Here is a 21,509-nt window from a genome sequence, read left to right on the forward strand (position 1 = left end):
TTTAGAGTGCCGTTACTTCAAATACTTCTGGAACTTGCAACCAGCGATCTGCAAGTCTAGCACTGATTTTGTATTGACCAGGTGTTAGGTAGTTCGGTAAGGTAACCAGCACTTCATCATAAGTGTTAGCGATTTGTGAAGCGTAGATCTGATTACCTCCCAAGTATATCGTTGCAAATGCAATGGATTTACCTTTCAACCGGATTGCTGTACCGCCACTTCCTTTCAGTGGTGCAAAACCTGTATAGGTAAATGGATTCACCTGAACACTGAGGTTTGTATGAACTGGTATACTGTTGCTTTGTATTTCATTCCAGTATCCTACTGTTACCTCATGTTCACCGCTTTTGAGCACGGGTATCGCAAATCGAATCAGACCCTCCTCGGCCACTATTCCATAAATTCCGTTATCTGCAAGGTGGACACTGTAATACTGACCTTTTATAAAGTTTCCCGATATGGTGACCTGGCTGCCCATTTCATGGCTATTTTGGATAAGCTTGTTCACCTTCAATTTTTCGACTTTAAGTTTCTTTTCCGTAATCAACTCATAATTCATGTTCTTGATCGTTAACGGATATTCTCCTTCGGGCAGATCTCCAGCTGATAGTGTATAACTACCCACCTGTGTATCTAGGCCCATTTGGACAGGATAGGTTCCAAGTGTAAAAGAAGTGGGGCCGAAGAGTTGGTAGGAACGTAATCCCATCACTTTGGTACTTCCAAAGGGGTGCACACGCGTTGTCTGAAAATAGATTTCTTTGGTATCGGGTCGAGCTAATTGCAGCTTTTGTGGAAAAATTATGGTATCTCGACCATTAAAGTAACCTATACGATAGCTATCACCATTTTCAGGTTTAAGATAGTCGTATAATCTCAAAAATTGCTGGTAAGGAATAAGTTGGTCGCCGATGAGGATTGAAGTCCTGTATGCGAGACCTTCTTTTGCACTTAACGTAAGATGAGAGTAAATATCCATGATATAACTTTCTGGAGGATTGAGGCGTGCAAGGTATGTGACTTCCGTAAGATAATATCGATGATCAGCATCTTCAGAATTTGTTTTCGAGACTAAATATACATACGCAGATTCTGTTTGGCCATTAGGTGGTAGTTTGAAGCTTAGATCGATATTATTATTGCTAACGGTAAATGGTATTTTATCGTTTGATTTTCCAATATAGAGATCGTAGCGTGCGTATACATCTTTAAAATTACCCTTTAGAGTAAGCTCATCTCCACTATAACCCCTTAGAGATTGGTTAGGATGAACCATAAAGTCTTGTGAGTGGTTAACATAATACTGTAAGTATTGACCATAAATATCATTTTTGGTCGTTTTTATGTAATAACGAAATTTTTGGACATAACCTAGATCATTCAACACACTTTCATCGAGAGTCAAAATCATGCGTCCAATTGCAGCAGGAGTTTTAATCTGAAAGTTCTTGATCACTTCTTTACCATCGTTGATACTGATAAATTCGAAACCATGTTCGATAATTTTATCTGCATTGAGATAAAGGACGTTCGATAGTAAGCTTATTTTTTTGTCTGGAATAATCTCAAATCCATGTGTCTCCAACTGGATTGGTCTAGTATCCTCAAAAGGTATTGTCTCAACCTTATTGCAGGAAATTTGCGTCAAGAATAGTAAAACTATACAACGCATAAAATGCTGTCCCTTCATAAATATAATAAAATGGCTACTTTGGGGCAAAGATATAAAAATTCCTGTCTAAGTGAATTTTTAATTTAAAATTATATTTTCCGTTAAAAAAAAGAAATCAATTGTAGAGAATTGCAGTAATGAACGAATTTCAGTAAGTGTCAGTTCAATTGTTTGCCTTCGATTTTAATTAGAGAGTTAATACATTGAACATTAAAAAGGACTGTAAATACCACTTATCAGCAAATTATCGACATCAAACATATTGCTTCTTACGAAAGTATAGAAAGCATATATAATATGCGTTATTTTACAGGAAGACTATATGTCGCTTATAGCCGGATCTGAAGATAGTACAAGAAACCAGTTAGAGATAATTCAGGAGCAATACGGTATCGAAATTCGTAAATTTATTACCTATTCAACTAACTTCGTGAAATGGATCATCATCTTCCTACTTTTGTATGAAAAAACTAGGAAGATGATATTATAAATCCAATTTTGTTGATGCAAAATGATCTAATGCCAATCAAAGTAGCAGTGTTTACACTGTCTTGCTAGCGGAGTTCTTGCCAACTTGCCACATTTTGGGCAATTGTTAAAAGTAATTTGTGAATGATGGTGAGCCAAGATACGTTCGGCAGTATTTTTATAAAATTTTTCCGATCCATCACGGATGAGTGATAAAGCTATACGATCTTTAGTAAGCCAACCAGTTTTAAGGTAGATCTTCTTCATTTTATCCAAATCCTTATTTCCTTCAAGTTTCAATAATGAATGTATATGCTTATAAGCTAATTTCTCATGTGGAGACATCAGATGAAGATAATGGGTAATTACATAGTTTTGAGTATCTTGATCTATCATAATTTTAAACATCAATTACCATCTAGTGTGGAGGTTATTATATTATAATTAATAGTTAGCAGGTTGATTGAAAAAACACCATTACATTTTTTGTTGTTTCCTTTCGATTGGATCCTACGCATTTTCAATGATTTGTCATTGGTAATAGCGATAGTTAAATAATGAATATAAAAAAAGGAAATAAGTTCTTTTTTTATTTGACAAATACATTTATCTAAAATCATATGATAGGCTTCTATATGGTCTGTAAATATAATAAGGAATAATTAATAATCCGCAAACATCTCCAAATAAAACAAGCTAAAAATAATAGTAATTATATGCTAATATAGTTAGTTTTATTATCTATCTTTGAATATTGAATAAGGATGGACACTATATAAGATAATCGGTTGCTCAATATTCTTACGTGTTCATCCTGTTCAATATTGGATTAAAACAGGGGAAGTTCTATAATTAATCTATTAATTTTAAAAGCTAAACAGATGAATTTAAAGCAAATACAACAAGAATATATCACTAAACATCCTACAGCTGTAAAAGTAAATACTAAAGGAAAAGCTCAGTTATCCTTTCAACAGGTTGCTGGCATCCGTGAGTCCGCTTTTAGTATTTCCAAGCTATTTACCATTAGCGAAGGCGAGCAGGTGATTAGACAAGGTTTTGCTCGTTGGCCAGATATGATAGCAGGAGAGTTGGAGTTACTCAACAAGAGATTGGTGGATTAGTAATTAATTCACCTTCTTTGAACCTTTCTTAGGCGTGCATTTGTTATAAATTAAAATCATTCATAGCCGGCATATTGATTTCCTTTACACAACTAGCATTAGAAGTTGATATGATAAATTTCAATGCATTAATCACATCTTGTAAAGGAATTAGGTTTCCATCAGTTTTTTCTATTACAGTTTCTATACTTTCACCATTGTCAAATTCGGTTGCTAAATAACCTAAGTTTAATATGGAAACCCCAATTTTATACTCACGAAGATTCTCTCTCAATGAATGTACTATACCTCTTAATGCGAACTTAGTCGCGGCAAAAGTTACTTCTTTTCCATTATTGTTATCTAGTCCCCAAGTTGAGCCAATTAGAATTATTTTGTCGTTGTCAGATTGTTTTAAATTTTCAATTACTGATTTAATATTCAAAATACAGGATGTGATATTTGTATTTATCAAAGTAGATATTTCTGATTCAGAATTTTCTTCAAAACTATAGCTTTCTGTAAAAGCTTTACTTTCCCATATTCCAACATTATAAATGAAGTAATCTACTTTTTTATCCCCTACATTCGCTTTTATAATCTCTGACGATTTTTTGGGGTTTGACAGGTCCGTGCTAATCCACTTGATATTCATTTTTTCGTGTAAATAGTCTGGTTTACTTCTTGAAATTCCCAATACTTCATCATTTTCATTGGGTAAGCATTTAGCAATTGCTTTTCCCAGACCTTTACTTATTCCAAATATTAAATAAGTTTTTATTTCCGCTTTCAAATTCTTCTACTTTTAAGGATGATCTCCGTCTTGTCGCACCATTGTATTCAGATGTACTTGGCAGTGCGGACGGTTTTGACTAAATACAAAATTTAAATATAAGAGCTTCACTTGAAAATTTGCATAACTGGATCTAATTGAATTTTCTTTTTTCAATTGCACATCTACCGATGAAATGTAGAGTATCATTAGAGGAGATTCGTATTAACTTAAATAAAATTTATGGCTCAGATTATAATAGATCACCAGCAAATCCAGTATAATTCTTAATAGAACATTTATCAAACTTACCTGAACCTGGGGGAGCGATAACGTGTAAATGTCCATCAGTTAAATGATTGTCTAATTCGTCAAGCACACGTTGTTGGTATTTTCTCCAACTGTATTTAAATTTTATGTCTTTAGGATATTCTGTCCATGTATCGGTAAGTTTTTAAAAGCCGTAGTATGAAATATTATTGTCCAACGTTATCTGTCCTAAGTTTGTTCAGTAATTCAGTTGGCGCATAGCCATAGTGTTTTTTAAAGGCGTATGAAAAGTGCGACAGGTTCTCAAAGCCTGTTTCATAACAGACATCAATGGGACGTTTCTGTTTTTCCGTAAATTGGTAATGCGCCAGTTCTAGCCTTTTTTGAGTGAGCCAGCGTTGTGGCGTTGTATGGAACGCTTTGCTGAAGTCTCTTTTAAATGTCGTCAGGCTTCTTCCGGTCAGGTAACCGAATTTTGCAAGAGGAAGGTTAAACATAAAGTTTTTCTCCATATATCCGGTCAGATCAATTTTTCCAGGTTCTTCAAAATTAGCCAGTATATGGTCTATGCTTTTATCAATTACCCTTAGAATACTAATGGCTTCTGTTATTTTTAATGTTGCAATATGTTCTGGTAGTTCTTTGATATCAAAATACGGAATCAGGGAAGACAAACAACTTTCCAATAAAGGATCATTGCTAAAATGATAAATTTTAGGCGACTCTAATGTTTTGGAAACTACATCCAGATGGGCATAAAAATCCCTTAATCTTGCAGTGGTCAGATGCATCACGACTGTCTTATGTGGTTTCCCGTCTATTGGATAATTGATGATGGTGGCTAACTGGTTTCTAGGAATAAGGAAAATATCGCCACCTTTAAACACATAATTGGCATCCGCTTGGACTATTTTTGTCTCACCTGAAATGAACCAGATCAACATGTGGTGCTCAAATAAAATGTCCGATTTAAAAAACTTATCCTCGTAACAAGAAAGCTTGAGATCATCCGTTATGTATTTTGCTTCGTATTCCATCATCGTTTCTTATTGATTTTCCTAAGGGAAAAGATTACCTTAAAAATAAAAAATATAATTAATTTTTTTCGTAAAAGGCGGTATAAATTTTTGTTGATAGTAATAGACAGATGGTGTTCTACCGTTCTTTTAAAATTTTCTACCGCCTCACGATTATATTGATTATCTCCATCTAAATGACAACGATCTTATCTGCTAGCGCCTTCATATCTTTTACTTCGGTTTTAAATTATAGGAAAAGTGATACCGCTGATTTCTTCACTCCATTTCCATAGTTGTTTGGCATTATCCTCATCCAGAGCGTATTGTTTTACTCCCGAAGATATTCCGCTGTCGGATGCCAGTGTGGCAATATCTGCATCTTCACAGTACACGCCTCCTATATTATCGAGCAACGACGTAGTCGCACACCATACTGTAGTTGCCGCCCCCTGCGGGATGGTTTTGAGTGAAGCCACTACCTCGGGAAGCATATTTCCCTTTTCATCCATAAAACCCATTTTTATAAACAGGTCCAATGGAGCTTCCCTTCCAAGTTCTGTCCCAGCTATAGAACCCGGATGCAGGCTATATGCCCGTACATTGAATGCTCTAGCTCGGTTATCTAGTTCTAGAGCAAATAAGTTGCTTGCAGTCTTTGATTGACCATAGTCCTGTAATGTTTCGTATTCACGGTTTTGAAAATTTGGATCATTGAAATCGAAGGTTCCGAAATGGTGACCGTGCGAAGATACATTAATGACTCTAGCACCATTTGCTTGTTTCAAAGCAGGCCACAGTTTTGTTGTTAACTGGAATTGGGCAAGATAATTAGTAACCAGCTGCGATTCGATAGCACGGCTATCGTAGCGAAGTGGTACCCACATAATTCCCGCATTGTTGATCAATAGGTGAAGCGGTCTGCCTGACGCTATAAATTTATCTGCAAATCCATAAATGGAAGAGGTATCCATTAAATCCATCTGCTCTATTTCCACTTGGTCAATTCCTTTTAGATTCTGTTTTGCTTTTTCGATATCTCTTGCCGGTACAATAACGGTTGCCCCTGCAAGTGACAATGTCTTGGTCGTTTCTAGACCAATACCAGTGTTACCACCTGTTACGATTGCTATTTTTCCTGTCAGGTCTATACCTTTAATCACGTCTGTTGCTGTTGATTTTGCATTGAAGCCAGAGCCTATTGGTTTTTGTAGTGCTCCCTGATAATTGTATTGTTCCATTTTTTATAATTTTATTTGTTATTGTTGAAACAAATATAGATGGATGATTAAAAGCTAGGTTTGTTCAAACGTCCGAAGTCACTTTGCTTAAAGGTCCACTGTTATTTTTTAGTAGCTTATGCGGAGTTGTGTGTTTTTTGTATAACTGCAATCCGGAGCCAGCTCTGTGAAGTTTGCTTCGCAGATCTCTTCGGGATTTTTCAGTGGGCCCTCTCGCAATTATGAGAATAAATTACATGAACTACATAAAAGCCTGATGGACTATTTAAAGCAAAATACCCATAGCCACCGGGCAGACGCTGTTATAGACTTCAGCGTCAATATTGACGAACTCTCGGGCAAAGAAACCCACGATCGTTTATGATCACCGCTATCACCGTTTAAGTCTTTTTTTGTTAAGACTTAACATCAACTCCTCTGCAGAAATTACTGTAGTGTTATTCTATGATATTATCATAACAGTTGTACTAGGAATTGTTTTGAATTTTTAATTTGGTTATTTTATTTTGTTAATTAGTTGATTATGTGTATATTCATATAACCTTTCATAAAATATGCACATGCAGAACTGCTGTGCTGCGAAGCCTCCCAACCTGGAGGCTTCGCTGTATAGTGTCCTCGTAACCGCTAATGAGGAAGAATGCAAATTTTTTCTTGTGTTGTTTCATAACCTTGTTTTTATTGGACAGATAGAAAGAAATTTTTGCCTTGGACGTTTATTATTCTTTTACTTAAGATGACTTTAACCGATTTCATCCGACCTGCTATAACAAAGTTCAATAGAATTTTTTGTTATTTTTTGGGATTTGTAGCCCTATATTTTGTGAATTTATACCCAATAATTTGGGTATTTGAACCCTAATTATTGGATAGAAGCTACTTTTTTCTACCGTTTTCCTACTCTTCTTCTGACTTTCTTCTGACCAACTTCTACCTTTTCTTTAGTGCGCTTCGACTGGGCTTCGAGGCTCCTTCGATACAACAGCATGAAAAGTCGAAGCCGACTCGAAGCGCACTCGAAGCCGACTCGAAGCGAGCTGGGCAATAGGTAGGAGTTAGTATGGTGTTGACTGCCGATTGTGATGGAACGATCTATACTAACATCCATTTTTTTGCTTTCTTTTGCCGTGTTCGGTCGGATGTAGGTCAATAACATGATGCCGATCGGTTTCAAGTCGGTCATTCTTCTTTTAACTATTGATGATTGTTTTGTTGTGTAGTATGTTTGTTATGTCAATGGATAGTTTATTTCTATAGACCTCAGAGATGAAGGGAGAAATCATGGAGTGAGTACAAGCTTTGGACAAGCTGAAGGCTTTGGTTGACGCATTTTTGGAAAAAGATTAGGTTGGGCACTTTGTTCCCTCTATGCGAGCTTTTCTTTTGGAGATTTGATACAAACTGCTTTGATGGCTGTAGTCGGGACGCTCGTGAGGTATGTGACGGGCTGATTGTTGGGCAAAATAAAGTCAAAAATGAAATAAGGTTCTATTGTAATAGGTTAAAATCAATAAAGGAGATACCCCGTATCTATCTCCCTTGATATTTCGGATTATGAATCAGGATGCTCTGCTTTAAATTTTAATAAATCAAAGCTCTCCCAATTGATTTTACTTTAATGTTGATATATTTTACAATAGGACTTAGTTATATTCTACACCAATAGCTTTTTCTTTATTTGCTGTTTTTTTCTAATGATTAGCGCAATTACCCAAATTGATATCAAGCAAAGTACTAATAAGACTTTAATAGTGTTCATGTCTGGAAAAAAGTTATTAAGGGAGTGAAACGCAGATACTGCCAATAGAGAATATGTCTGATTGGCAACTTTTCCGATCCCCCAACTTCCAAGAATTAAAATCCCAAAAAATAATAGATTTGAGCTTGTGAAATCAAAGTTTAAGTGCCAAACGAACCACAATATGGCTACTATGAAAATATTTAAAATCTCCGGTAATGGCTTAAGCTGTTGCTGCAAAAAACCTCTCCATCCGATCTCTTCTAAGAGACCATAGATTAAAATTGCGGTAATGGCTTCAAATGATATTGTTCCTTTAATACCATACTCGACACCTAGAATCAGTACAATAGGTAATGTCCAGTATAAAAGAAATGGGGTAAGTATGTGGCCATAGTTTCCCTTTAATGTCAGAATCGGTTTTATTTTAAATACGGCAAATACCGTTATTGCAGCAATAGTTGGCGATATACCTTGCAGGATAATTTTAATGAAACCGCTTGGTACATTGCTTAATAAATCAGTTTTATTGGTCAGATAGCGAAGGGCAATTGCGATGATAAAAAACGTCAGAATAGCAAGATAATTAACTTTATTTTTCATGTTTAAAGGCTTTGTTTAGTACCCAAAAATAGAAAGATGATTTCGTTAAAAACTTGACGAAAGTTAAGAAAGTACATTATATGTTCTTTTTTCGAATTCTACTTAAACTTTCTGCAGCAATGCCTAGATAGGAACAGATGATTTTTAGAGGCGTTCTCTGAAAAACTTCTGGACGATCTTGTATTAACTTCAAATACCTTTCTGTAGGAGATCGTGTAAGTAGATTTATTTGCTCAGATTGCTTCCTGATAAACATGGCATCAGAAATGGCTTTACCAATAAGTAACCCTGTGCTGGATCTGGTGTATAATGCATGGAGATCGTTGTAGCTGATCGACCATACGTGTGATTCTTCTAAAGCTTGTGTTTTTATAACAGTTGGAGACTGGGTCAGAAATGAGAGATAGTCACTGAATAATTGTTCTTCGTAATAAAGGTTAATGCATACGTCTTTTTCATCTGCCAAAACAAAGTGAGCAACTGAACCACGGATTAAAATGTTAATATATTTTTCTTGTTTGTGGTAATCCTTAATTAATTCATTTTTTTTAAATGTGCGAACATGCAGATATTTTGCAAATGCTGTCCAAAGGTTGATATCCGCTTTGTAAAATGGATCAAATATTTCTTTTACTCGTTGAGGTGTTGGCTGTTCCATCAATAGTTTTTGGCTTATACGGTATTATTAAATGAATAATAGCATCATCTTAATTCCTTTCGTTGCTGACGATCATATTTTTATACTCCTCTAATTTAAGGCTTCGCAAGTATGACCTAGTTTTTCAAGGCAGATGCTGCTGTTATTGGCAATTAGTACATTTTTGATCCTCAAGATATTGTCACAGTCATCAAGATCGAAATTGATTTTATAGCCTGGATTTTCTTTGGATAGAATGACAGATTGAAGTTCTGCTTCAATTTTGTTTGTTACATTTGTTTTGAATATCTGTACCATAAAAGTTGGAACGTTTTGTATAAGCAAATCTATAAATTCATTTCACATTTTGGATGTAAAAAAGTATTGACACGGACAAAAATGAACTTGAAGTTTAGACGCTTCACTAATGGGTATAAGGGTTTCGAGCCGTAAATTTTGATTAAGCTGCCATAGTAATCGTCTCCAGTAGTATCTTAGCAGTACCTTAATAAATACGAATAATACGATCTTTTTATCGACCCTTAAATACAATCTGAATGAATAACAAGGTTGATGATTAATTAATATTAGCGTAATATCCTCAAGCTATCTTTGTCGGGTCATGTCTACCCAAATTAAGAAGGAAATCCTTTATTTATCTCGATTCAAGAACGGAGATCCGCGTGCATTTACTTTTTTCTTTGATACTTATTGGGCAGAGTTATATATACTGGCTTATCGGCATGTGCAGGATGAAGCAATTTCGAAAGATATCGTTCAGGAAGTATTTATTCAGATCTGGGAAAAACGCCACCTGCTTAAGGAAGATTACGAATCGTTAAAACCTTATTTTTTTAAGGCAATCAAGAATAAGATTCTAAATCACTATGCGACTGAAAAAGTACGAGAAAACCATATGGAAAAGATGTTATACCGTATGGACAAATTTACTTTTTTAAACGATCATACAACAGCACAGTATCAAGGCTTAGAAAATATAGTAGATCTTGCTGTATCGAGGTTGCCCAAAACCATGCAGGAGGTATATCTTTTGAGAAATGACAATTATTCGATCCAGCAGATTGCCCAAAAACTGAGTATTGCCGAGCAGACAGTAAAAAATCATCTGTCTGAGGCAAAGAAAATACTGAAACAGGATCTGACAAAGCGTTTTGCTGACCATGATGATATCTTTTTAGTTTTAGCGAGTGCTTATCTATTTCATCATTTCTTAACATAAAGAAAATAGTTTATTAAAGTACTTTGAGCCTCTTGTCCTGTAATAAGTAAAACAATAGGATACAAGTGAAGGTACAACAGTTTAAAAATATCATACAACGTTATCTCGATGGCAAGCTGTCTGAGGAGGAAAAAAAGAACGTAGATAGTTGGTATGATGAAGTGTCTTCTGATCAAGAAGATATTTTTAGAGATCGGCAGCATAAATCGGAAGTAAAGCAGGCGATATTTGCTGCATTTCCTCCAGCCATACAAGTTGCTAAAAAACAGATTCGTGTCGTACGATTGCGTTGGATTTCCGTCGCAGCTTCGATGTTGATATTAGGTGCTTCGGGTTTGTTCATCTACCAAAATTTACCACGAATTATTCAAGGGAATACTGCTGCTTCAATTTCTTTAAAAGAGCTGTCGACCCATACTGGTGAACAACGGGAATTACTACTTCCAGATCATTCTATCATCACGCTGAATGGAAATACCCGGATTCGATATCATGAGCAGGGGTATCTGAAAAACCGAAAAATTTATCTGGAAAAAGGAGAGGCCTTTTTTGAGGTGCAACGCGATACTTTACATCCATTTTCAATCGAAACGGCAGCATTGACAATCGATGTGCTCGGTACTTCTTTTAATGTAAATCACTCAGAAAAATCAAAAAACATCACCATAGATGTTAAAACGGGACGTGTACGCGTTGCTAACAAATTAAATGCCTCGGTACACGTGCTATTAGCAGGTCAGAGTTTGCAATATGAAAAAGATCTTGGAAGCTATAAACGGTATGATACTAATCCAGATTACGCCAATATCTGGACACGTGGAGGTATTTTAATCTCTGGAGCTAATTTTCAGAAACTACAGGAACTGATTTATAATCGGTATGGCTTGATCTTACGCAGTGACGGTTTAGATACTGCCAATTTTAGCTATTCGCTGCTTTTACCCCACGTCAAATCGGTCGATCAGCTGCTTCATATGATCTGTAATATTCACCAAATTAAATTTAGGAGGGAAGGCAATGATATAATACTACATCAATAAACTTATAAAAAGTAAAAGAATGGGAAACGGGGAAGTTTTTCCATAGTAAAGTGCTCATCTGGCAAACCGCAAAATCAACCAGTGAGCACCCTTAGTTCATGTTAATATAAACATTAATGCAAATATATGTATAAAATTACGAAGCTCAGCACAGTTGCCGCTGCATTAGCTTTCAGCTCATATGTACCCATTTTGAAAGCTACTACTGCATCCGTAAATGTCCATAGTAGTCAAGTGAAATCACATGGAATCAATATCCATCTAAAAGCAGGAAATGCCTCTCAGGCCTTATTGCTGTTATCGGAGCAAACTGGTCTTGGCATCGGTTACGATAAAAAAGCGTTGCAATTAGAGAAAGTTGTTATAAAAGAGCGCGCCTTTCAAAATGCTAGTTTTGAAGAGGTACTGCGCTATATTTTGAGAAATACTCATATCCAGTTAAAAAAAGTAAACGGTGGAGTAGTTTTAGTGGCTGGACAAGCACAGCAAACTTTTAATGTGCGGTTTCATGTCAGCGATAATGCCGATAAGCCTATTGCAGGAGCTTCTATTAAAATAGTAGCCAACGGTCAAAGCATATTGACCAATGCTCAAGGTGATGCGCAACTGAAAGTTCCTGCGGGCATTTATACGATTTTGGTTACCCATATATCTTATGGGGCCAAACAAATAAGCGCCGTAAAGGTGGATGCCAATACTTCTGGCGTTCAGGAAGTTGTTTTAGAAGAAAACAAAAATGAAATTGGAGAAGTGGTCGTTACTGCCTTGGGAATCAAACGGCAGGACCGTTCGTTGGGTTATGCCGTCGGTACGATAAAGGGAGAAGATCTCAATCGGGTGAACAATGATAATTTTATGGTTGCTATGGCCGGAAAGGTTCCAGGGGTGTCTGTTAGTGCGACTGGCCCAACCGGTTCTTCAGTTAGTATGGTGATTCGGGGTGCTTCATCCTTAAGTACCGACAATCAGCCTTTATTTGTCGTTGATGGGGTACCGATCATGAACAAGCTCAATAACATCGGTCAAATTGGTGATGATAACAAAGTCGATTATGGTAATGCGATATCCAATATCAATCCAGAGGATATCGAAAATATTTCCATCTTAAAAGGCCCCAGTGCTGCTGCGCTGTACGGATCTAGAGCTGGCAACGGTGTGGTTTTGATCACCACTAAAAGCGGTAAAAATGCCGAGAAAATGACCATAAACGTGACGAGCAATACCGTTTTCGATATTCCTTATCGCTATATCGACTTGCACAATAAATTTGCAAGTGGCACTATGCCCTGGAAACCCGGAGATATCAATGGCGACCTTAAAATAGAGGAAGAGTCCAGTTACATGGTAGGACCTGCATTGGATAAAGGATATCAGGCCATTCAATGGAATAGTCCAATGGATGCGGATGGAAATCCGATTCCGACGGAATTAAAGTCTTACCCGAATAATATCAAGAATTTTGTCCAGACCGGCATAACGAGTACCAACGGGATTTCATTGGCTAATCGCAGTGAACGACTTGATTATCGGTTTTCTTATTCCAATATGAACAATAGGGGTATTGTACCTCATGCTGATTTGTTTAGAAATACGTTGAATATCAATACAACGATGCGTTTGCGCGATAATCTTTCATTAGGTATGTCTCTGGATGCAAGCCGTAATAATGCTAACAACCGCCCAGCTACCAATCGTGGTACAAACCCGCTACAGGCGGCATATGAAGTTGCCCCGCATATTAATATCTTGGATTTGAAAGATTACTGGATGCCTGGACAGGAAGGGATACAGCAACGCTCCCAGTCTGTAGGAAATTTTAATAATCCCTATTTTCTTGCGTATGGCGTCAACAATGGTTTCGTACGTGATCGGGTATTCGGAAACCTGCGCTTAGATTGTAATATCCGTAAAGATTGGAGTGCGATGATCAGGTATGCGACAGATATTTACTGGGAGAATCGGGAAACCAAGATTCCTTACAGCTATACCAATGAACCAAGAGGTGCTTATGGTATTGTCAATTTGATGAATCTGGAACAGAATATCGATTTTCTGACCACCTACAATAAAAAGATAGGCGATTTTCAAGGTACGGGTTCACTAGGTGGCAATCTGCGCTATTCAAAGGCAACTTCTGTTCAAAATACTTCCAAGCTTGGAGCTGGTCTAACCACTCCCGGTTTATATACGCTTTCCAATATCAGTCCGTTGAATCTGGATTTTGCGAGTATACTATCTGAGCGTGCGGTAAATAGCGTATATGGATTGGTTAACTTAAGTTATCGGGATATGGTATATCTGGACCTTACTGGACGAAATGATTGGTCGAGTACGCTGCCGGCTGCCAACCGTTCTTATTTTTATCCTTCCGCTTCGTTGAGCTTATTGGCAGACCGCATCTTGATGTTACCAAAAGAAGTCAGTTTATTCAAATTACGGGGCGGTATTGCGCGTGTAGGAAATGATACTGGAAGTTATAATCTATTTAATGTATTGAGCAATCAGGGGAGTTGGGGAGATGTATTGCGCCTCACACGTTCTGGAAACCTCTTAATACCTGACCTGAAACCCGAACAGGCTACCTCCTATGAGGTGGGTACAGATATTGGCTTCTGGAAAAACAGATTGAAATTTGAAGGAACCTACTATACATTGGACAATAAAAATCAAATCATCTCTACCGCACTACCGAGTTCCAGTGGTTTTAGTTCGAGAAATATTAATGCCGGTCTACTGAGCAGTAAGGGGATAGAGCTGGCATTGTCTGGACGTCCTATTGAAAAAGAAAACTGGACCTGGGATCTAGGTGTTAATTGGCACCGTAACCGAACGCGTATTCAGGAACTTTCAGAAGGTGTTGAATTTCACACGTTCTGGACAGATGGACGTGGTGGAGCACGTACTTACGTTGGGGAAGAGATCGGCGATCTGTATGATTCTAAACTCGTGACTGTTGAAGATCCATCATCGCCTTACAATGGTTATCCTATCTTGGATAAAAATGGTTCTTGGCAGGCCGTCCGTATTAATAATAGCCGCAATAAGATCGGTAATTTTAATCCTGATTTCAGTATGGGTATCCAGTCTTCCCTACGCTATAAAAAGTGGACCATGAACATCGCCGCCGATATGCGTTTTGGAGGTAAATTTATGTCCCAGACTTACCGATATTTTGAATCGAACCTCACTACACAGCGATTTTTAGATCAGTTGATCAATCCGAATGGATTGACGGGGGAATCTTTACGTAACTATTTGATTGAAAATGATCTGGTGCGTGTGCAGGGTAATCGTTATCCTATTGTTGGCGGACCTGGTGATGAGTATGGTGGTTATCCAATAAATGTAGGCGGAACGGTCGGAAATTTTGGGGTGTTCAACCCAGGTGTCATTGCGGAATACGATGCCAAGGGAAATATCACGGGATATAAAGAAAATCTCGGAGGTGAGGGTACAAAATATATAGCTTATTCTGATAATTACCCTTGGGATTTTATGAATGCGGCAACATTTGACGCTTCATTTATTAAGTTGAGAGAGTTGTCTTTTAGCTATGACTTGAAAGGGAAATGGTTGACCCGTATGGGAATAAATGGCGGAAGTGTGGGTGTTTATACGCGTAATCTTATTTTATGGACAAAAGCCAATGTCGGTGTTGATCCTGAAATGGCTTTTCAGTCGGATACAGGAATTGGATTTAAGCAGGGTATCGAGAGGTATAACGTGACTCCCTGGGCAATGCCGATCGGATTTAAAGTTAATATCACTTTTTAATAAAAAGCTATAACGATGAACAATCATTTTAAAACTATAAAAATAGCCCTATTGGCATTGACGCTCAGTTTACAGATATCGGGCTGTAAAGATCTTACTGAAATCAACATCAATCCCAATGGTGTAAGTGAGGAGCAGGCAAATCCTAACCTGCTGTTGCCGACTATACTTGCTGGTACGGCTAGTAAATATAATGAACTCAGTTTTACAGATCTTGGAGGGGTCGTGCAGTACACGCAATTGGATGCCTGGTTTGATGCACACAATGATTATAAATGGACCGGTGGAATCTTAAGCTGGGATGCTTATTACGGCTATCTACGTGATAACGAGTTGATGCGTCGCCGTGCAGAAGAATTAGGACTAGACTTTCATCAAGGAGTTTCGCTGGTCATGCGTGCTTACCTTTTTGGACTGATCACCGATCTATGGGGTGATGCTCCATATACCGATGCGCTCAAAGCCGAAATGGGAGGGGTGCAGTACAATTTTCCCAAGTTTGATCGACAGGACGTGATCTATAAGGGCATAATTGAAGAACTGAAACAGGCAAACGCCTTGTTTTCAAAACCTAATGGCCGCTATGATGTTTTGGCAAGCGCAGATATCTATTTTGGAGGGAATGTGTCCAAATGGCGTCGCTTTGCCAACTCGCTGGCGCTTCGATATTATATGCGTATCGCTGAGAAAGGAAGTTCGTATGCCAGAAAAGGAATAGAAGAGATGGTCGCAAGTCCGACAGATTTTCCATTAATTACATCTGCGGAGGATGATGTGTTGATGGATTTTATGGGAAATAATGCAGCAGATTCCTGGCCGTCCAATACCGTTTTTGATGCCAGTGGAAGTAACTTCCGAAGAATGAAAATGTGTGCAACACTTGTCGACCGTTTACAAGAGCTTCATGACCCGCGTATCGCTGTATGGGCTAAAAAAGTAGAGATTCCAATTGAAATTCGCTCGACAGAGCCAAATGGAACGGATAAAATTGTAAATGGTAAACGTATTGTTTCTCCAGATGTAGTCAAAGGTATTGCTGTAGATGTAGATGTCGAATACGTAGGATTGCCACCTAGTGTTTCTAAAAACCCATCAGCTTATAATCTCAATCCTAGCCCGGGGCAGACTTCGATCAATCCACATGTCTCTTATCTGAATGATCGTTATAAAGCCGCTAAAGGTGGGATGCTGAAGGCTCGTTTACTTGCTGCATCTGAGGTGAATTTTATATTGGCAGAAGCTGCCAAGAAAGGATGGACCTTAGCAGGTTCTGCTAAGGCATACTATGAACAAGGGGTGCGCAATTCGCTTAAAAGTTGGGGCGTAGAAAATGATTATAGTGCCTATATTCAACAGCCTGGGGTTGCTTTTGATAATACATTGGCACAGATCATGGAACAGAAATGGATTTCGAATTGGACTACTGCATCTCAAGCTTGGTTTGACTATAGAAGGACAGGGCTTCCGTTGCTAAAGGCAGGTCCTGCAGCTAGCCGTTCACAACTACCCCTAAGGATACCCTATATGCAGAATGAAATGAGTGTCAATCAAAAGAATGCTGCAGAAGCTTTAGCACGTATCGAAAAGACAGCATACTCCCAAGCAGATAATGAAAATAGTGCATGGTCTAAGTCCTGGCTTTTGCAGGGAACTAATAAACCTTGGTAAAACATAGAAAAAACTAATAAAGATGATCATGAATATAAAAAATGTAATGGTATTATTGAGCTTGTGCTGTCTCACACGCATAAGTACGGCGCAAATTCAGAACCAAGGTGCCTATCCTGACCGTATGGTCCTGACTTGGTCCGATAATCCTGCTACGACACAATCCGTGACCTGGAGGATAAATAGCAGTTCCAATAAAATCATAGGACAGGTGGTTGAGGAGCAAAGCGGACCCGATCTGGAGCAGAGCGCACAAACAGTGACAGGGATCAAGAGTCAGTTAAAAATAGAGGGCAGTAGCCAACTAGATAGCTATGGACAAGTTACGTTTGCGCGATTGAAAGCGGGGACAGTATATGCTTATCGTGTAGGCGATGGGGAGAATTGGAGTGCGTGGAATCAGTTTCGTACGGCAGATCTAAAGGGTGGTTTTTCATTTATTTACCTGGGCGATGCACAGAATGATTTACGTTCGAAATGGTCCCGTTCCATTCGTAAAGCTTTTCAACAGGAGCCTAATGCACGTTTTATTGTTCATGCTGGCGATCTGATAAACCGTTCCAATAACGATAGCGAATGGGGTGAATGGCATGAAGGAGTAGGATTTATCCATCAGATGATACCTGCTGTACCCACACCGGGCAATCATGAATACCGCAGGGACTCTTTGGGGCAGCTGGTCTTAGATCCGCACTGGAAAATGCAATTTCATCTTCCTAAAAATGGACCTGCGGATATGCAGGATGCGGTGTATTACCTAGATTATCAAGATGTGCGCATGATCTCATTAAATTCACAATTAATCATGTTGGATTCTATTGCTGCTCAAAAACAAGAACAATGGTTAATGGATGTTCTGGCATCCTCAAAAGCTAAATGGAATATTGTTGTGATGCATCATCCGGTTTATTCAACAGCAAAGAATAGAGATAACACGATCCTTCGTGAACGTTTTAGACCTATTTTCGAAAAGTATGGCGTTGATCTGGTTTTGCAGGGACATGATCATACCTATGCAAGAGGAACAGCTGGTCAAGTTCGTCCGGTATATCTCCTTTCAGTAGCAGGACCAAAGATGTATGGCTCTGATTCGGAACGTTGGATGGAAGTGTCAGGTGCGCAGACACAGCTCTACCAAGTTATTCGGGTGACTGACGAAAAGCTTTATTTTTCAAGTTATAAACTCAATGGGCAGCTGTTTGACTCATTTGAATTATCTAAGAAATAAAATGGGACATGCTATTCGTATATTTTTGATCGCATCATGTTTGTTGTTTTCAACGGTCTATGCACAGTCTGTGCGATTGTTAGCAGAGTTGGGCAAAAAGGACATCCATATTGCGGCACATCGAGGGGTGCATACACAGTATCCTGAAAATTCTATTCCAGCGATATTGGAGGCCATATCTTTAGGGGTTTCTATCGTTGAGATTGATGTCAGAAGTACAAAAGACGGGGTGCTACTCGTGATGCATGATGCAACAGTGGATCGTACCACTACAGGGAAAGGAACGGTCAGTAATCTAACTTATGCTGATATTCAGGAGCTTTATTTGCGGGAGACACCTCATGGTTCTGCTTCTCCATATCAGGTTCCTACTTTGCAGGAAGTACTTCGTATATGTAAGGGTAAAATTATCGTCGATATCGATTTTAAGGAAGAGAATAAAAAATATATAGCAAACGCTTTTGACCTGATTGCTGCAGAAAATATGATTGACGAAGTCTTGTTTTTTCTCTATGATCACCAAGATATGAAACAAGTTTATTCGCTTCATCCTATGATCACCCTTTTTCCACGAGCAAGAAATAGGAAAGACTTGAATGCCATACTGAAGTCAAAGTTGACCTCTGTGGTGCATATCGATGAATCTTTCCAAAACGTTGAACACTTGAAAAAGCTTAAAGATCAGGGTGTCATCTTATGGATGAATAGTTTGGGTGATATCGATAAGCAAGCGCTTAGGCAGGGTAATCGTGTTTACGAACTGTTTCTAAAGGAGTATCCTTATATTAAGATTATTCAGACGGACTATCCAGCGCTATGGACCAAGATGTTAGGGAGTGAAAATAAATAAATGGAGCAATTATAAACACGAAGTGTCTTCTGTCATATGATAGAAGACACTTCGTGTTTTAAAAGCCTGTTTGAGGCTCTATGCTTTATTTGTGAAAAAATAATGTCATTATAGTGCCGTTGATAGGGTATAACTTTTCCATTGCTCTACATCATTGGTGAGAATATCTATCTTTTTATAAACAATATCATACGCATCGCTTCCCAAAAACAAATGTACGGGTGGATTTTCTGATTTGCTTATGGCGATTAATGCATCGGCTGCTTTATCAGGATCATTGGGCTGATGGCCATCAATATCGTTCAAGTGTGCTTGTTCAGATTGACGGGCGGCTTCGTATGCTGCTATCGTATGCTGCGGAGTCTGGACAGATCCTTTAGCTAGAAAATCGGTGCGAAAATATCCTGGATATACGACCGTTGCCTTTATTCCAAATCCTTTTACTTCTTCAGCTAGACTTTCTGTTAAACCCGCAACAGCAAATTTAGTGGCACAATAAATTCCCCAACCTGCAAATCCCCCCGAAAAACCACCTATCGAAGCAATATTAAAAATATGTCCCGATTTATGTTGGCGTAAATAAGGCATCGCGTTTCTAATGATATTTAAGGAGCCGAAGACATTGATGTCAAAACTGCTTCTCGCTTCTTCGTCCGTTAATTCTTCTAAAGTGCCTATTTGTCCAAAACCTGCATTGTTAACGATAACATCTAGCTTTCCAAAATGAGTCATACTCGTTGCAATTGCATTTTTTACATCCTCGTTGTCGGATAAGTTTACTTCTATTGGTAAAAATAAATCCGATACATCACCAAGCTCTTGGATCAAAGCGTGTTTATTCCGAGAGGTGGCAATTACCCTAAATCCTTCTTTTAATAATTTTTTCACTAGTGATAAGCCCAAACCTTTTGAAGCTCCTGTGACTAACCATACTTTTTTTGTATTCATCGTTTTGATTTTTATGATAATACAAATGTAAAATGATGCTCAAGAGTAGGATAACGAAAAGCTAACAATAACTTACGAAATTCTAACATTTCTAAATTTCGTGGGATTAATGTCTAAATGTTTTTTGAAGAAATTATTGAAATGCGTCACTTCGGTAAAGCCTAATGCAAAAGCAATTTCAGATACATTCCAATCGGTTTGGACTAAAAGAACTTTGGCTTCTTGTAGCAAGCGTTCGGCAATGATTTGGGTGGGAGTTTTATGGGTGATTTCTTTGACTGCTCTGCTCAAATGGTTGACATGCACTGCAAGTTGACCAGCAAAATCAGATGCAGAACGAAAATGTACCCTTTGTCTGGTATCTTCAATAGGAAATTGTCTTTCTAGTAATTCCAGAAACAAAATAGCGATACGATGTGAAGCATTGATTTCCTGTTTTTCGATCTTTTTTGCGGGCTGCATTTTTAAGGTTTGATGCAGGATTTCAAACACCAAATTTCGCAATGCGTCGTATTTATGTACATACTCCGAATCAATTTCTTCGAACATAGTCAAGTAGATATGCTTTATCTTTTCGGTTTGTTCGTCGCTAAGTTCAAAAATTGGAGTTCCATTAGGCTGGAAGACTTCATAATTTCTTAAGTTTCCGAAATGATGAAAAAATGAAGGCGTAAACACACAGAAAAAACCGGATTGCTCGTCATCAATTGATTCCCAATTATAGGGGATCTGAGGGTTGGCAAATAAAAGTGCTTGCTTTTTTATCTCGATTTCCTTATCGGCATAATAAATTTTGTTTTTGCCAATAATTAAGCTGATTTTATAATAGTCTTTCCTACTGTATGGTACCGGTTTGGCATGGCTGCCTACAAAATCATCTAATCTAAATACATTAAAATGGCCAATCTCTTTCCGGATATTATCAGGCACCCAATTGAGCTTGGTCTTATAAAAATCTTCGATTGATTGTGTCTTTTCCATTTTTCAAAGTTACAAAAAACAAACAAATGAAAGCGTGCTCGTTTTTCTATAATAGTCTTTAATCCAGACTTCATCGTATCTATTTGAAAAATTTTGATAGATACAATTGGTATAAATCCATTAGTTATTGATGTCCTAGCAGCATTTTTAGCGATCATGAAAAGGGGTGCAATGGATGATTAGTTTAACAAGATCAAGAAAAATTTAGCTTAGCAACACTATGTATCACCAAATTGGATATTATTGCAACTGTTGAAGAG

The 21,509-nt window shown here is 37.9% G+C and carries 17 protein-coding genes; 7 read left to right on the plus strand and 10 right to left on the minus strand.

The features are described 5' to 3' along the window. Position 1: 1 nt before the first annotated feature. Both B3P23_RS06490 and B3P23_RS06495 read right to left on the minus strand, forming a co-directional pair. A complete protein-coding gene (locus B3P23_RS06490) occupies positions 2–1,672 on the minus strand; it encodes a hypothetical protein (protein WP_293925138.1) in 1,671 nt (556 codons plus the stop codon). 516 nt (positions 1,673–2,188) lie between these two features. Next, on the minus strand, positions 2,189–2,536 hold the full coding sequence (locus tag B3P23_RS06495; RefSeq protein WP_248753411.1) for a hypothetical protein: 348 nt from the start codon (positions 2,534–2,536) through the stop codon (positions 2,189–2,191). 485 nt (positions 2,537–3,021) lie between these two features. Between B3P23_RS06495 and B3P23_RS06500 the strand changes: the two genes are divergently transcribed. Then, the gene (locus B3P23_RS06500; RefSeq protein WP_248753412.1) at positions 3,022–3,264 is read left to right on the plus strand and encodes a hypothetical protein; all 243 of its coding nucleotides are present in this window, start codon (positions 3,022–3,024) and stop codon (positions 3,262–3,264) included. 43 nt (positions 3,265–3,307) lie between these two features. On the opposite strand, the gene B3P23_RS06505 is transcribed toward B3P23_RS06500, so the two are convergent. From B3P23_RS06505 to B3P23_RS06530, 6 genes are all read right to left on the minus strand, one after another. Next, positions 3,308–4,036 (minus strand): SDR family oxidoreductase, encoded by a 729-nt coding sequence (locus tag B3P23_RS06505; RefSeq protein ID WP_293925139.1) that lies wholly within the window; start codon positions 4,034–4,036, stop codon positions 3,308–3,310. A 455-nt stretch (positions 4,037–4,491) separates the two neighbouring features. Then, the gene (locus B3P23_RS06510; protein ID WP_248753414.1) at positions 4,492–5,325 is read right to left on the minus strand and encodes an AraC family transcriptional regulator; all 834 of its coding nucleotides are present in this window, start codon (positions 5,323–5,325) and stop codon (positions 4,492–4,494) included. Positions 5,326–5,546: 221 nt separating this feature from the next. Then, a complete protein-coding gene (locus tag B3P23_RS06515) occupies positions 5,547–6,542 on the minus strand; it encodes an SDR family NAD(P)-dependent oxidoreductase (protein ID WP_293925140.1) in 996 nt (331 codons plus the stop codon). Between the two features lie 1,654 nt (positions 6,543–8,196). After that, on the minus strand, positions 8,197–8,883 hold the full coding sequence (locus tag B3P23_RS06520; protein ID WP_293925141.1) for a CPBP family intramembrane glutamic endopeptidase: 687 nt from the start codon (positions 8,881–8,883) through the stop codon (positions 8,197–8,199). Between the two features lie 76 nt (positions 8,884–8,959). Then, a complete protein-coding gene (locus B3P23_RS06525; protein WP_293925142.1) occupies positions 8,960–9,541 on the minus strand; it encodes a Crp/Fnr family transcriptional regulator in 582 nt (193 codons plus the stop codon). 90 nt (positions 9,542–9,631) lie between these two features. After that, complete coding sequence (locus B3P23_RS06530) at positions 9,632–9,838, minus strand: hypothetical protein (RefSeq protein WP_293925143.1); 207 nt, start codon at positions 9,836–9,838, stop codon at positions 9,632–9,634. A gap of 304 nt (positions 9,839–10,142) precedes the next feature. Between B3P23_RS06530 and B3P23_RS06535 the strand changes: the two genes are divergently transcribed. The 6 genes from B3P23_RS06535 to B3P23_RS06560 all read left to right on the plus strand — a co-directional run bounded on the left by B3P23_RS06535 (position 10,143) and on the right by B3P23_RS06560 (position 19,320). Next, positions 10,143–10,760 carry an RNA polymerase sigma factor gene (locus B3P23_RS06535; RefSeq protein ID WP_293925144.1) on the plus strand — a complete coding sequence of 206 codons (618 nt, stop codon included), beginning with the start codon at positions 10,143–10,145 and terminating at the stop codon, positions 10,758–10,760. A gap of 65 nt (positions 10,761–10,825) precedes the next feature. Further along, entirely contained in the window at positions 10,826–11,800 is a 975-nt protein-coding gene (locus B3P23_RS06540) for a FecR family protein (protein ID WP_293925145.1), read from the plus strand. 126 nt (positions 11,801–11,926) lie between these two features. Next, on the plus strand, positions 11,927–15,574 hold the full coding sequence (locus B3P23_RS06545) for a SusC/RagA family TonB-linked outer membrane protein (protein WP_293925146.1): 3,648 nt from the start codon (positions 11,927–11,929) through the stop codon (positions 15,572–15,574). A gap of 15 nt (positions 15,575–15,589) precedes the next feature. Beyond that, on the plus strand, positions 15,590–17,242 hold the full coding sequence (locus tag B3P23_RS06550; protein ID WP_293925147.1) for a SusD/RagB family nutrient-binding outer membrane lipoprotein: 1,653 nt from the start codon (positions 15,590–15,592) through the stop codon (positions 17,240–17,242). Between the two features lie 28 nt (positions 17,243–17,270). Further along, positions 17,271–18,470 (plus strand): purple acid phosphatase family protein, encoded by a 1,200-nt coding sequence (locus tag B3P23_RS06555; RefSeq protein WP_293925148.1) that lies wholly within the window; start codon positions 17,271–17,273, stop codon positions 18,468–18,470. A 1-nt stretch (position 18,471) separates the two neighbouring features. Next, positions 18,472–19,320, plus strand: a complete 849-nt coding sequence (locus B3P23_RS06560) for a glycerophosphodiester phosphodiesterase family protein (RefSeq protein ID WP_293925149.1) — start codon at positions 18,472–18,474, stop codon at positions 19,318–19,320. A gap of 108 nt (positions 19,321–19,428) precedes the next feature. Here B3P23_RS06560 and B3P23_RS06565 read toward each other — a convergent pair whose 3' ends face one another. Both B3P23_RS06565 and B3P23_RS06570 read right to left on the minus strand, forming a co-directional pair. Beyond that, positions 19,429–20,268, minus strand: coding sequence for an SDR family NAD(P)-dependent oxidoreductase (locus B3P23_RS06565; RefSeq protein WP_293925150.1), 840 nt, complete (start codon positions 20,266–20,268; stop codon positions 19,429–19,431). 72 nt (positions 20,269–20,340) lie between these two features. Continuing rightward, complete coding sequence (locus B3P23_RS06570; protein ID WP_293925151.1) at positions 20,341–21,249, minus strand: helix-turn-helix domain-containing protein; 909 nt, start codon at positions 21,247–21,249, stop codon at positions 20,341–20,343. Positions 21,250–21,509 lie beyond the last annotated feature (260 nt).

Source organism: Sphingobacterium sp. UBA6320 (assembly GCF_002440335.1).
Classification (GTDB): domain Bacteria; phylum Bacteroidota; class Bacteroidia; order Sphingobacteriales; family Sphingobacteriaceae; genus Sphingobacterium.